Below are 13,773 nucleotides of genomic sequence, written 5' to 3' on the forward strand. Positions count from 1 at the left end.
CAGGAGTCATAGTCCGTCCATCAGAAATGAGAAAAAGTCTTGCGTTGATAATGAGAAATTGTGGTGTAAATAGCACTATGAGAGTTGCTCACTTTTTATCGCAAATCTATTGCGAAACTGGCCGTGTGAGTGAATGTGAAGAAAAAGGGAAGGATTCATATTTTGATAAATACGAACCTGAATTTGATTTAAAACGCAAAAATACAAACGAACTTGCTAGAAAACTTGGTAACAATCAAGTTGGAGATGGTATTAAGTTTAAAGGCCGTGGAATTATACAGCTTACAGGTAGGGATAATTATAGTTTGTATGGCAAGTATAAAGGAGATGACACGAAATTCATAAGCTCAGAAGGTGCGGGTAATTTAATGTCATCATCTTACTATTGTTGTGATGTAGGCGGTTTCTATTGGGTTCAGAAACAAAGAATGAAGATGGAAAATAAAAAATTAGTTAATTGGGGATCGTTGAGTATACATTGCTGGGCCGATAAAGGAACTACCTATGCAGAAGTCAAGGCTGTTACTAAGTGTGTTAATGGCGGGAGTAATGGGCTAGATGGTATCCGATGGCCTTGTTTTGAACACGCATTTTACGCTTTAAATGATAGTGTTTCTCCAAATGATAATGTTAAATTTCTAAGCTAAAGGTGCAGGTATGAAAATTAAAATTTTAGTTGTCATTTTGGCGATGGGGACCGCTATTGATGCTTATGCAAGAAACATTGATTATTTATTGTAAGACGATAGAGTTTGATACTGGAAGTTTTAATTACCCTGCCATTGAACAAGCGTCTTCTAATTCTGATTGTCGTGATAAATCAGTTCCAATTCAGTATAAAGGGATTAAAGATGTATTCAACCTGACTTCAGAAGCAAACCCAACTGGTGGAGCAAGCTATCTAACATGGGATGAATCAAATAAGTCATATGGGTATGATATAGATGAATTAAAAAACACAATACATGACATTGTAAAACAGAGCAGAGACTATAAATATATTGAAGCATTAAATCCGATTGTAAAAATAAGATTTATCCCTAAGGACAATGGCGGCGTGGTTGTTTCTGATATCCTCTTCAAGGATAAAAATAACAAGCCGATAACTATCGTCAGAGACATATATTTTTACTCGCAAGATAATTATGCTGCAGTGTATAGTTCCACGCCAATAAAATACACTCATAAAAATAAAATATTCTTTATAGATAAAGTTGAGTCACTTTTCGAGTCAATGGATGTAAATTGGTGAAGCTTTGGGCTTTGTTAATGGTGAAAAATGTCTAAAGGCTACAGGGAAATAAACTGAAAGAGGGCGTGCAAAAAATGAAAGGATGATTTAAACAGAGTTCATTCGAGCACACCTGAAAGTATCAGAGAGAAGTGCTGTGCTTCATTGAATTGTATATTGACTAAATGTGGAATGAGTACTCCCGTAAGAACCCCCTATTTCATTGGGCAGGGAGCGATTGAATCGAAAAATTTAAATATTATAGTTGAGGTTTCTGTTTCATATAGTCAAAATACTGAGCACCCATCATTTGCGGATGGAATCAATGGCTATTACGTAGACCCGAAAGATACATATGGCTATTTTCATAACTATGAACGTGATGGCAATGATTTGGGCAATGTGAAAAAATCGATCTGTGTGATTCAAGAAATAATCACTTAGTTGTCGTGATTGGAAGAGATTCCAGAAACAAACCCGTGGTAACTTCTCCACAACGAGAATCTATTGAGTCAAACATTATCAAATGTTGGCGATGGAATGATATTCCGTGGAAGAGGTTTTATACAGCTAACTTAACTACCTCGCTAACCATGTTTTTGGAGGGTTTTTTTAAGTTAATGAAATAATTATTTTTATTATTTCCATTGTTTTGCCTGTGCAAATCCTGCGCCAGGTTTTTCACCAAGAGGAAATGACCTCCCTGATGGAATTCTGGTCAGACTGAAGAACAGCTTCATAACCGAGATCAGCCAACCTACGCTTCAGGCTCAGCAGGGCAGTCTGACGAGCACGCATGGGTTTATTCAGGATTGTGTTATGCCGATAAAGTTTATGGGGAATAAATACATGAAACACATTCATCTCTTGGTGTTTTTTCTTGGCGCAGCATTGAATGCCTCCGCCTCAGAAATCAAAGAAATATTTAACCGCCAAAAACCATTAACGATTGAAGGTGTAACGATTACACCTCAAAGAAAACTGGTATCACTATACAGTGATGGGAAGTTGCATACCGTCGGAAAGAAACAATACTTCCTTGTAATTAATGGGTTCCCCTCACGCCCGGGGAATCCCACCGCGCAGTGCGGGGTCGGGCAGGAAATGTATGCCGATATTTATCAGGTTGAAGCTAAAAATGCGACCAGGGTGCAACGTATAATGGTTGTCAGTTGCTGGCGCTCACTGGAATTAGATAGCTGGCAGAAGCAGGATGATTTTTCATCGATCACATGGAATAAGGACGGAGTTATATTTGACTGGATTGTGCCGCCTAAATTTACCAACCTCCGTGCACAACTCAATCTTAATACAGTTTCACCTGAACTGGTCTTTATACCCTGATTATGCCGATAAATCTTAAAATCATTCCCCCCGCAGCTTTGCGCCCGACTCTCATCCATTTCGGTTACTGGTTTTCAGCTCTGGGGGCGCTGGTTGCTGTGGCTGCAATAGCGGGTCTGGCATTTGATCGGCAGGGAGAGAGTACAAAATTTTTGATTTTTTTTCCTGTGGCCATCATGCTGGTTTGGTCACTGGTGTTTGTTCTGAGAGTGCTGTTCTGGCTATTTCAGCATAATCATGCTTATGGCTGGGACAGAAGGCGTGAAGAAACATTAATGCGGGAAACCCGACGAGGCCGCCGGGCGCTTCAAATCCTGCATATAAGTGTGGATATTCCATTAACAGAGGTACCGGGGCAGACTCCAGTGACATTATTAATGGAAGGGTCCTCAATACTCAAAAGCCAGGTCGGTCGTGGTAGGGAAGATTATTATTTACACACATTTTTCTCAATATCTCCTGATTATTCACTAGAGCCCGAACAACAGGATCTAGTGGTGTTTCAGGCCCAGCTTCAGAAGCTACTGGCTGACGTTGCAATCGCACTCGCACCGTTCTCCCCGAAACAGAAGCTCGCCGTGCTGTTTGAGGCCGACACATCTATTTTGCCACGTCGTTTCATTCCGATCTGGCACGACAGCCTGACGAAGGCTGGCATAATCCAGCCGATTGAATATGTTGATGGCCACGGTGCGCAGTTTATTGATGAGTGGCTTGATAACCGCATCAACGACAAATCACTACTGCTCATAATTGCTGCTCAGGTCGCCCCTGAAATACGTCATGGAAGTGCGGAGGCAATGGTGGCGTTGCTGCTGGGTAATAGACTTACGCAGAACACGGTACCGCCGCTAGCATGGTTACACCGCCCAGAACTTACCGATCTACAGTTGCTTGAAGAAGGCATAGCGCAGGCAGCTGACTGGGTACCCCTGGAGGCAGGGCAGGTTAAACACCTCTGGCTCAGTGGTCTGACGTCAGAGGAGGCTTCTGCCATTATCCCGGCGATGGCGATACCAATTCTTTCCGGCGTACCTTCACCGGTAGGCCGTCATAACACCGACCTTATTATAGGACGTGCCGGTTGCGTGTCCCCGTGGTTGGCCGCAGCCGCGGCGACACTTTCTGCGCAGCAGACCGGCTCAGCACAACTGGCTATCAGTGCCGATGGCGGTACGGGGGCTCTTTGGATACAGGCCATTACACTCGCGTAAGTCAGGGATTAAACAGGGAGAGCAAGCGTGAAACATATTTTCCGCATGCTCCGCAGCAGATTATTTCTCTGTATTTTCATTACGTTTTTAATGGCAGGGATACTCTTTCTGTTCGGGCTTGTCTGGCATCACCCTGATCTGCTGGCTGACACGACAACTGGCAGACGTGACTGTTCGTAGCTACCGTACTGGAGATTTTACTCAACGTGCTGATGTACTTGAACACTTGCTTTGGCGGGCTAAGTGATTTTGATCAGTATCTTACCCATGCGTCCACCGATGAAGAATCTTAACCGATCAGTTCACCACAACTGGCTCCCTCGCTTTCACATAATATCGCCTGTGAGATGCACGAATACTCTTCTCAGTTTACAGCTTCTTCCGGCGTTCCAAAAGTCTGTCTGCTGTTGTGGCGGCGATGTGGACACCTTGGCACGTAGTTACGTGAGCACAGCTGGGCTGAAGGCCAGCTGTGCTGATTGCTTGGGGTGATCTTAAAGCGAAGCCGGGCGTGGGAAGAAATAGTACTGCACACACTGGCTGAATAGGTCCGTAGGCAGCGGCAACGATGTTATGTGCAGACAAAAGTGCATAAACCCATAAAAGTAAAAAGTAAGGACAACATGATGACTGTTGGACATTTTTTGTTTCAGGACGATAAGACAAGCTGCGGTGGGGTGATCACTGAAGGAATGTCCGATCACATGCATTTCGGGAGATTGCAGTCCTGCGAGGAGCACAGTGTAACCTGTGGTAAGCATCCCGGTCTTTTTAAAATCATGGGGGGCTTACCTGACGATTTTATTCATGGCCGTCGTATCGCCGGTACGCTGCACAGCAGAAGTACCTGTCCGTGCCGGGCTGAGTTAATTCCATCGATTTACACCGACACATATGAATTTACTCCCCAATAGAGTAAAGGCGGCAATAACTCAGCCGATCCGGATAATCGTGTCAATGAAGGGTCATAATTTACTGGTATGCCGTGAACACAAAAATGGAAAGGTGTGGAATATGGTTGTATCCCCTGTGACTTCCACTAAGGATGGTGAGGCATGAAGCGATTCCTCTCGCTGTTTAAGAAACCGGAAATTGTATTCTGGCTTATGGCGTTAATCGTGCTGGTAGGCAGTATTGTTGTGGCGGGCATCGTTTACTGGCGACCTGAAAGGTTACAACTCATCAGGGATACTTCTGCCTGGTATGCCTGGCTGAGCGGTACTGTGGCAGTAAGCATTGCTCTGGTCGTAATTGGAATCTTTCTGTTCTTTGGTGCACGTGCTGAGGGTAAGCACAGTTTCAGTAAAGAACTACAACATGCACGGGGTGATGATGTTAAGGAATCACCAAACGAAGATGCGGAGCCCGTATCTGCTGCAGCGACGAACGGTCAACAAATTCGCGCCCACCTTAGCCGTCGATATACCTTCTTCTGGTACCACAAAATCCGCCTGCTGCTGGTCACCGGTGATGATGCGGCCATCGAACAATTACTCCCCGGCCTGCAACAGCAGCAGTGGCTTGAAGGCAACCGTACCGTTCTGATTTACGGCGGCAGTCTGGCTGCTGAGCCCGATAAGGAAAAATACACCGCCCTGCGTAAACTGCGCCGCGGGCGCCCACTGGACGGTATTATCCGTGTGCTCCCGCAGTCGCTTAACCTGACCCCACAAATCAGCGACAACGATTTACGCGGCCTGGAAAAAATCAGCGAACTACTCCGTTATTCCGCCCCGGTCTGGCTGTGGCAACTGTGCGACAGCCAGTGGTCGCAGGAAAAGCGCGCTGAGCAAGCTGTGGGGGCAAACTTCCCGCTGCGTGCAAATGAAGACGACATTATCCGCCAGCTTGAACTGATGCTGCCGACACTGCAGGCGCAGGGGATGCGGCAGGTCGCTGAGAACAACCGTCACGACTTCCTGCTGCGCCTGGGCCAGCACCTCAAAGACGGCGGTATCGCCCGTTGGGCCCAGCAGCTGCTGCCATGGCTGTCTGCCTCCCAGCCGCGTGTTCCGCTGCGTGGCCTGATGTTCAGCCTGCCGGAGAATAAACCCGTTGCTATTACAGGAGAAACAGTCGGTGCTTCACCTGCCGACATTGAGATATATATCCCGGAATCACACCGCCATGCCCTGACCCTGCCGGCGACCTGGCAGGGCATCGTGGATGACTGCCACCGTGTGCGTGGCCGCCGCGTCGGTATGGCGTGGGAACAGACGCTGGCGTGGACGCTGATGGCCATTATCGGTGTCTGGGGGGCGGGAACGCTGCTGTCGTTTGCGGTCAACCGCCAGCAGATTGCCTCTGTGGCGCAGCAGGCGCATGCCCTGGTTGAACATCCTTCCGTATCGGATTATCAGCTGACGGCCCTGCATACGCTGCGTAATGATGCCGGCCGCCTGCAGCACCGTATTCAGGACGGCGCCCCCTGGTATCAGCGCTTTGGTCTCGACCGTAATCAGCAGCTGCTCGACGCGATGCTGCCCTGGTACGGTGTGGCGAATCATCGCCTGATACGCGATCCGGCAAATACGGCCCTGATTCAGAAGCTCAACGCACTGGCAAACTCTGCCCCCAACAGCGACCAGCGCGTACAGCTGGCGAAGCCGGGCTATGACCAGCTGAAAGCCTGGCTGATGATGGCCCGTCCGGATAAAGTCGACGGCGCGTTTTACGCCCAAACCCTGAAAACCGTCCAGCCGACACGGATGGGCATCTCAACCGGCCTGTGGCAGAGCCTGTCGCCGGATTTGTGGGCCTTCTACATCACCGCACTGCCTGAGCAACCACAGTGGAAAATCACGCCGGATGCGCAGCTGGTCAGCCAGAGCCGTCAGGTGCTGCTGCAGCAAATTGGACGGCGTAACGCGGAAAGCACCCTGTATGAGAACATGCTCAAATCGGTGCGCCGTAACTTTGCCGATGTGTCTCTGGAAGACATGACCAGCGGCACCGATGCGCGGCGACTGTTCACCACCGAGGAAGTCGTGCCGGGCATGTTCACCCGCCAGGCGTGGGAAGGGGGCATTCAGCAGGCTATCGACAAGGCTGCAAATTCCCGCAGGGATGAAATTGACTGGGTGCTGAGCGATTCCCATAAAGCAGTATCAGCTGACCTGTCGGCAGAAGCCCTGAAAGCGCGCCTGACGCAACGTTACTTCACCGACTTTGCCGGCAGCTGGCTGAGTTTCCTCAACAGCCTGCGACTTAATCCGGCAAACAACATTGCTGACGTTACCGACCAGCTGACGCTGATGAGTGACGTCCGGCAGTCGCCACTGATTGCCCTGATGAATACCCTCGCCTGGCAGGGAGAGACTGGCCAGCAACGCGAAGGCCTTTCGGACTCCATCATCAAATCGGCTAAAGACCTGGTCGGCGGAAAAGGCAAACCCGCGATTGACCAGTCTGCGTCAGGGCCGCAGGGGCCGCTGGACGAAACCTTTGGCCCGTTGCTTCAGCTTCTGGGTAAAAACAAAGGCAGCAACCTGATGTCGGCGGATAACTCCCTGAGCCTGCAGACGTATCTGACCCGCATCACACGCGTACGTCTGCGCCTGCAACAGGTGGCCAGCGCCTCTGATCCGCAGGAGATGATGCAGACCCTGGCGCAGACCGTATTCCAGGGCAAAAGCGTGGACCTGACCGACACCCAGCAGTACGGCAGCCTCATTTCGGCAAGCCTGGGCGAAGAGTGGAGTGGCTTTGGCAACACGATGTTTGTGCAACCGCTGACCCAGGCCTGGGAGACCGTGCTTCAGCCGTCGGCGGCGAGCCTGAATGACAAGTGGAGCCGCGCTGTGGTGGCGAACTGGCACACCGCCTTTGACGGGCGCTTCCCGTTTGCTGCAAGCAAAAGTGATGCCTCTTTGCCGATGCTGGCTGAGTTTGTGCGCAAGGACAGCGGGCGTATTGAGCGTTTCCTGACGACAGAACTCAGCGGTGTGCTGCACAAAGAGGGCAGCCAGTGGGTACCGGATAAGGTCAACAGCCAGGGGCTGAGTTTCAACCCGGCTTTCCTGCGGGCGATTAATCAGCTGAGCCAGCTGTCGGACATTCTGTTTACCGACGGCAGCCAGGGCATCAGCTTTGAGCTGCAGGCACGTCCGGTAGCGCAGGTAGTGGAAACCCAACTCACGATTGATGGACAAAAGCTGCACTACTTCAACCAGATGGCCGACTGGCAGAGCTTCCGCTGGCCGGGCGAGACTTACAAGCCGGGAACGATGCTGACCTGGACCACCGTCAATGCCGGTGCGCGTCTGTTCGGGGATTACAGCGGGACCTGGGGCTTTATTCGCTGGCTGGAGCAGGGTAAACGCCAGCAGCTCGACCGCAGCCAGTGGATGATGAACTTTACGGCTCCTGATGATCGCACCCTGCAGTGGGTCCTGCGTTCACAACTCGGAAAAGGTCCGCTGGCGCTGCTGGATCTGCGCGGTTTCACGCTGCCGGATCAACTATTCAGTGTCGACAGCGCGGCTACGGCTCAGGCGCTGAGGGCTAACACAGGAAACAGTGACATGGACGAAATCGAATAATGAGCACTCTGCAGAATCTGGTCACGGCCTGTCAGGCTGACGAATCTGAACAGCGGTAACAGACGCAGGCACGCACTATGTTTAACCATGATCGTGCACACGATACGCGTGAAGTGTGAGTAACAAGTACAAGTTACATCTGATATAAGTTTTGGAAAGATACGAGGAAAAGATAGGACTAACTGAAATGGTGCGTCCGAGTGGACTCGAACCACCGACCCCCACCATGTCAAGGTGGTGCTCTAACCAACTGAGCTACGGACGCACTGTAGAGAATGGTGCGTTCAATTGGACTCGAACCAACGACCCCCACCATGTCAAGGTGGTGCTCTAACCAACTGAGCTATGAACGCAATGTTGTGTGTGACAACGGGGTCGAATATTAGCGGCAGTGGCCGCATCAGGCAAGAGGTAAACTGCATTTTTCTTTCAGATTTCACGCGATTGCTTCATTCCCGCGCAAAGTGAAGAGAAAGTAGCCGCCCGCAGGCGGCCGATGGATAATTAGCGAGCAGCGCGTTGCAATATCACGCTTGAAGGCTGGCGCTGCAGGAAGCGCATCCGCAGCATCATCATGATAGCGGCTGAGGTTAAGCCGATAATAAAGCCTATCCAGAAACCGGCAGGGCCCATCCGCTCAACCACCAGATCGGTGAGTGCCAGGATATAGCCGCTCGGCAGGCCCAACACCCAGTAGGCGATAAAGGTGATAAAGAAAATCGACCGCGTATCTTTATAGCCGCGCAGCACGCCGCTGCCGACCACCTGGATGGAGTCGGAGATCTGATAAATTGCCGCCAGCAGCATCAGGTGCGAGGCCAGAATTATCACTTCCGGGTTGTCGTTATACAGCAGCGCAATTTGCTCACGCAGGGTGATGGTGAACAGGGCGGTACAGACCGCCATGCAGATACCGACGGCGATCCCGGTACGGGCGGCGGTTTGCGCCTCCAGCGTCGAGCCCTGGCCGAGGCGATACCCAACGCGAATGGTCACGGAGGCGGCGAGCGACAGCGGCAGAACGAACATCAGCGAGCTGAAGTTAAGGGCAATCTGGTGCCCGGCGACGTCGACAATGCCCAGCGGCGACACCAACAGGGCGACCACGGCGAACAGGGTAACTTCGAAGAACAGCGCCATCGCGATCGGCAGCCCAAGCTGCATCAGACGTTTCACCACTGCCATATCTGGCTTGCTGAAGCCAGCTTCGTTGCGGATATCACGCATTGAGCGGGCGCGCTTCACGTAGGCGTGCATACAGAAGAACATCACCCAGTACACCGCAGCCGTCGCCACGCCGCAGCCGACGCCGCCCAGTTCCGGCATGCCAAAGTGACCATAAATAAAGACGTAGTTGACCGGAATATTAATCAGCAACCCGATAAAGCCCATCACCATACCCGGTTTGGTTTTTGCCAGACCTTCGCACTGATTACGCATCACCTGGAAGAATAAATAACCCGGCGTTCCCCACAGCAGGGCGCGTAAATAGCCGACGGCTTTATCCGCCAGCATTGGGTCAATATTGTGCATCGCGTGAATAATATAGCCCGCGTTCCACAGCACAATCATGATTAACACCGACACAAACCCGGCCAGCCAGAAACCCTGACGGATCTGGTGAGCAATGCGCTCCCGACGCCCGGAACCATTTAACTGCGCCACCGTCGGGGTGAGCGCCAGCAGCAGTCCGTGACCAAATAAAATCGCTGGCAGCCAGATAGAGGTACCGATAGCGACGGCGGCCATGTCGGTGGCGCTGTATCCCCCGGCCATGACGGTATCAACGAATCCCATTGAGGTTTGGGCGATTTGCGCGAGGATCACCGGGATTGCCAGAGCTAATAACTGACGCGCTTCACTTATGTACTTCTGCACGTGAACACCTTTGATCTTGTTGTTATTTGAGAGAATAAAGAAGCCGCTGCGAAAAGCAGCAAAAAGAAGATGCGGGGAATTGCAGCTATTGTAGCGGGGAATGGTTAATTATCTAGTGAAAAAATCGCCAGTAAAGCCGGGTCACTGGCAACCTCTATTTTCAGCTGTTATTGTGGTGCGATTAAACGGTGTTAGCACCGAAGGAACAAACAGGAGTCGTAAGCATGTTTACTGGTATTGTGCAGGGCACCGCGAAACTGGTGTCCATTGATGAAAAACCGAACTTCCGCACCCATATTGTGGCCTTGCCGGAGTATATGCTCGATGGCCTGGAAACGGGCGCCTCGGTTGCACACAACGGGTGTTGCCTGACGGTCACCGAAATTAACGGCAACCTGATTAGCTTTGATTTAATGAAAGAGACGCTGCGTATCACCAACCTGGGTGAGCTGGTGGTGGGTGACGACGTTAACGTGGAGCGCGCGGCCAGGTTCAGCGATGAAATTGGCGGCCATTTAATGTCCGGTCATATTATGACCACTGCCGAAATTTCGAAAATTCTGACCTCGGAAAATAACCGCCAAATCTGGTTTAAAGTGCAGGATCCGTTGTTACTGAAATACATCCTCTATAAAGGCTTTATCGGCGTGGACGGCATCAGCCTGACAGTCGGTGAAGTGACGCCAACCCGCTTCTGCGTACACCTGATCCCCGAGACGCTGCAGCGCACGACGCTGGGCGCGAAAAAACTGGGGCATCGGGTCAATATTGAGATCGACCCGCAAACCCAGGCGGTGGTGGATACCGTTGAACGCGTGCTGGCGGCAAAAGAAGCCGCCATCCAACAAGCGCTCAGTTAAGCGTAAAAAATACCCCGGTTTCCCGGGGTATTTTTTTATCGCGCTACCCGCAGACCATTCTCCATCCCGCGGCTGAAGACCACCTGCCACAGATGAATATCCCGCGCACGAAATGCACCGGCACACGCGTTCAGGTAATAGCTGAACATCCGTTTAAATCGTTCAGAATAGTTGTCAGCGATCTCCGGCCAACTGGCAAGGAAACGCGAATGCCACGCCATCAGGGTGATGTCGTAATCCGCGCCAAAGTTATGCCAGTCTTCCATCACAAAATGCGCTTCGCTGGCGTTCGCTATCTGGCGAACGGAGGGCAAACAGCCATTCGGAAAGATGTATTTATCGATCCACGGATCGACGCGATGGTCGGTTTTTTGCGAACCAATGGTGTGCAGCAGAAACAGGCCGTCCGGCTTGAGATTACGATCGACAACGTCAAAATAGGTGGGGTAGTTTTTTGGCCCGACGTGTTCAAACATCCCCACTGAGACGATCCGGTCGAACTGGTCGTCCAGGTCACGGTAGTCCTGCAGTAAAATAGTCACATCCAGATCGCGACAGCGGGCCTGGGCCATTTTTTGCTGCTCTGCCGAAATGGTGACGCCCACTACGCTGACGCCATAGTATTGGGCCAAAAAGTGCGCCAGCCCACCCCAGCCGCAGCCAATATCGAGCACCCGCATCCCGGGTTGAAGCTGCAGTTTTTCGCCGATCAGCCGCAGCTTATCCTGCTGTGCCTGCTCAAGACTTTCGGCCTGTTTCCAGTAGCCGCAGGAGTATTGCATCGTGGGGTCAAGCATGCGGCTGAACAGATCGTTGCCGAGATCGTAATGCTCCTTGCCGACAATCCAGGCGCGTTTCTTGTTTTGCAGATTGAACAGGCGGGCGGTGGCAATGCGCAGGGTGTCTTTCAGGTGGCTGGGAAGCTGATTTTCCAGTCCGGCCCGCAGGACCTTATTGAAAAAAATATCCAGCCGTTCGCACTCCCACCAGCCGTCCATATAGCTTTCGCCGAGACCGAGGGAACCTTCCTGCATAATGCGTTTGAAAAACTCGGGATGTTTGACCTGCAGATCGGACGATGCCGTACCGTTGACGGTAATGCCCGCCCGGGTCAGCATTTCATTCACAATCCTGAACCAGTCGTCGTTGCGAAAACTGACTTCGTCTATACACGATGAACTCATAGCTTCTCCATCACTTGCTGTGATCATAACCCTGTGTGCAGGGCTGTGAGAAATCTCACGGTTTGACCCGCGAGGCTAGTATCCGACGTAGAACAGAGGAAGGGTGATGACCCTTGCCGAAAGGCCATCCATGGTGAAACGGGAGCGTTCCTGCTCCCGTTACTGCCTAATATTTATCGTATTTATAAAATGCATTAATAAGTATAGGCCTGAAAAAAGCGCGGTTCAACACAATATGGTTAGCACGCTAATGACATGGTCGGTGCCATCAGGCACGCGAGGATCCCGCGGTCAGACTGTCCTGCTGCTGGCTGGCACGGACGTACTGCATCCGATAGCCCATCACCGCCAGCGCCACGGTCACCAGCATCACGCTGGTGGTGGTCAGCAGCGGGGTGGCGATAAGCCACGAGACCAGCAGGCTTGCGAGGAAACAGAGGCCCAGTTGCAGGGTGTTCTGCAGGGCGGCCGCGCTGCCGGTAGCCTGCGGGAACGGACGCAGTGCCTGTGCGACGACAATAGGGTAGATTGCGCCGTTGGCGACCGCCATCAGGCAGAAAGGCACCAGCAGCGGAGCCAGACCCACGCCCGGGATAAACCCGACCGCCCAGGTGGCGATAACGCTGACCGCGTACAGGCCAAGAAGCCACGGCAACATCTGCGGCCCTTGCCATTTTTGCAGCGCGGCGCGACAGCCGTAGCCGCCAACCAGGAAAGCAATGGTTTGCGGAACATAGCTCAGGCCGATCGCCGCCGGGCTATAGCCCATTTCGCTGAGGATAAACGGCGAGCCGGTCAGCCAGGCGAAAAAGCTGGCCGAACAGGCGGCGTAAATCAGCACGTTGCCGCGATAGACGCGTGAGCGCAGCAGCGATAAAAAGGTGACGCGTGATTCCGAGGGTGCTTTTGCCGCCGCAGGTTTCAGGCTAAAGGCCGGGATCATCAGCACCAGGGCGATAACGAACAGTACCGCAAAAATTGACTGCCAGTCGAAATGGGCGAGGATCCAGCTGCCGAGCAGCGGCGCCAGCGCCGGTGAAAGTCCGACCAGTGGCATGATGGTGGCGAAGATACGATTAACGCGCGAAGCCGGATAGTAGTCCGTTACCAGCGCCTGCCAGGTCACCGCTGCGGCGCAGACTCCAACCGCCTGAATAAAGCGCAGCACCAGCAGCCAGGTGGCGTCGCGAACCCACAGCATCCCGAGGCAGCCGAGGGCAAAGATCGCCAGCCCGGCCAGCAGAATCGGTTTACGTCCGAAGCGATCGGAGAGCGGTCCCCACAGCAATTGCGCAAAGGCAAAGCCCGCCAGAAACACGCTCAGACTGGCGCTGATGGCGGCCGCCGGGGTTTGCAAATCTGCCTGCATCACCGCAAAGGCGGGCAGGTACATGTCGGTAGCCAGAAAGCCCAGCACGCTTAAGCCGGCGAGCCAGACTAAAAATCCTTTCCCAGGTATCACTGTGTTTTTTCTCCGTTATAGGTGCAGGTGTCAGTGCCGCAGAGTGTAGGCAGTGCAAT

At 52.1% G+C, this 13,773-nt stretch carries 9 protein-coding genes and 2 tRNA genes; 6 read left to right on the forward strand and 5 right to left on the reverse strand.

Annotated elements, in window-relative coordinates:
• Positions 1-706 precede the first annotated feature (706 nt).
• The 5 genes from M8013_RS21620 to M8013_RS21635 all read left to right on the forward strand — a co-directional run bounded on the left by M8013_RS21620 (position 707) and on the right by M8013_RS21635 (position 8,330).
• Positions 707-1,252, forward strand: a complete 546-nt coding sequence (locus M8013_RS21620) for a hypothetical protein (protein WP_271269809.1) — start codon at positions 707-709, stop codon at positions 1,250-1,252.
• Between the two features lie 828 nt (positions 1,253-2,080).
• Positions 2,081-2,575: a hypothetical protein gene (locus M8013_RS21625; RefSeq protein ID WP_271269810.1), complete on the forward strand. Its 495-nt coding sequence runs from the start codon at positions 2,081-2,083 to the stop codon at positions 2,573-2,575.
• Between the two features lie 2 nt (positions 2,576-2,577).
• Entirely contained in the window at positions 2,578-3,789 is a 1,212-nt protein-coding gene (locus M8013_RS21630) for a hypothetical protein (protein ID WP_271269811.1), read from the forward strand.
• Positions 3,790-4,415: 626 nt separating this feature from the next.
• Positions 4,416-4,703 (forward strand): PAAR domain-containing protein, encoded by a 288-nt coding sequence (locus M8013_RS23560; protein WP_336264456.1) that lies wholly within the window; start codon positions 4,416-4,418, stop codon positions 4,701-4,703.
• 141 nt (positions 4,704-4,844) lie between these two features.
• On the forward strand, positions 4,845-8,330 hold the full coding sequence (locus M8013_RS21635) for an ImcF-related family protein (RefSeq protein ID WP_271269812.1): 3,486 nt from the start codon (positions 4,845-4,847) through the stop codon (positions 8,328-8,330).
• 188 nt (positions 8,331-8,518) lie between these two features.
• On the opposite strand, the gene M8013_RS21640 is transcribed toward M8013_RS21635, so the two are convergent.
• The 3 genes from M8013_RS21640 to mdtK all read right to left on the reverse strand — a co-directional run bounded on the left by M8013_RS21640 (position 8,519) and on the right by mdtK (position 10,208).
• Positions 8,519-8,595 (reverse strand) — tRNA-Val (locus tag M8013_RS21640).
• A gap of 11 nt (positions 8,596-8,606) precedes the next feature.
• Positions 8,607-8,683 (reverse strand) — tRNA-Val (locus M8013_RS21645).
• A 151-nt stretch (positions 8,684-8,834) separates the two neighbouring features.
• Positions 8,835-10,208: an MdtK family multidrug efflux MATE transporter gene (gene mdtK, locus M8013_RS21650; RefSeq protein ID WP_271269813.1), complete on the reverse strand. Its 1,374-nt coding sequence runs from the start codon at positions 10,206-10,208 to the stop codon at positions 8,835-8,837.
• 224 nt (positions 10,209-10,432) lie between these two features.
• Here mdtK and M8013_RS21655 point away from each other — a divergent pair, with 224 nt between their 5' ends.
• Positions 10,433-11,068, forward strand: coding sequence for a riboflavin synthase subunit alpha (locus M8013_RS21655; RefSeq protein ID WP_271269814.1), 636 nt, complete (start codon positions 10,433-10,435; stop codon positions 11,066-11,068).
• A gap of 35 nt (positions 11,069-11,103) precedes the next feature.
• Here M8013_RS21655 and cfa read toward each other — a convergent pair whose 3' ends face one another.
• Positions 11,104-12,252, reverse strand: coding sequence for a cyclopropane fatty acyl phospholipid synthase (gene cfa, locus M8013_RS21660; RefSeq protein WP_271269815.1), 1,149 nt, complete (start codon positions 12,250-12,252; stop codon positions 11,104-11,106).
• A gap of 268 nt (positions 12,253-12,520) precedes the next feature.
• Complete coding sequence (gene punC / locus M8013_RS21665; protein ID WP_271269816.1) at positions 12,521-13,714, reverse strand: purine nucleoside transporter PunC; 1,194 nt, start codon at positions 13,712-13,714, stop codon at positions 12,521-12,523.
• Positions 13,715-13,773: the final 59 nt, after the last annotated feature.

Origin of the sequence: Silvania confinis (assembly GCF_025564085.1) — a bacterium.
Taxonomy (GTDB): Bacteria; Pseudomonadota; Gammaproteobacteria; order Enterobacterales; family Enterobacteriaceae; genus Enterobacter; species Enterobacter confinis.

Bases quoted from the DNA above. Each gene is read 5' to 3' on its own strand.
- M8013_RS21620 (WP_271269809.1), top strand. From the start codon at position 707: ATGCTTATGCAAGAAACATTGATTATTTATTGTAAGACGATAGAGTTT.
- M8013_RS21625 (WP_271269810.1), top strand. From the start codon at position 2,081: ATGAAACACATTCATCTCTTGGTGTTTTTTCTTGGCGCAGCATTGAAT.
- M8013_RS21630 (WP_271269811.1), top strand. From the start codon at position 2,578: ATGCCGATAAATCTTAAAATCATTCCCCCCGCAGCTTTGCGCCCGACT.
- M8013_RS23560 (WP_336264456.1), top strand. From the start codon at position 4,416: ATGACTGTTGGACATTTTTTGTTTCAGGACGATAAGACAAGCTGCGGT.
- M8013_RS21635 (WP_271269812.1), top strand. From the start codon at position 4,845: ATGAAGCGATTCCTCTCGCTGTTTAAGAAACCGGAAATTGTATTCTGG.
- M8013_RS21655 (WP_271269814.1), top strand. From the start codon at position 10,433: ATGTTTACTGGTATTGTGCAGGGCACCGCGAAACTGGTGTCCATTGAT.
- cfa (WP_271269815.1), bottom strand. From the start codon at position 12,252: ATGAGTTCATCGTGTATAGACGAAGTCAGTTTTCGCAACGACGACTGG.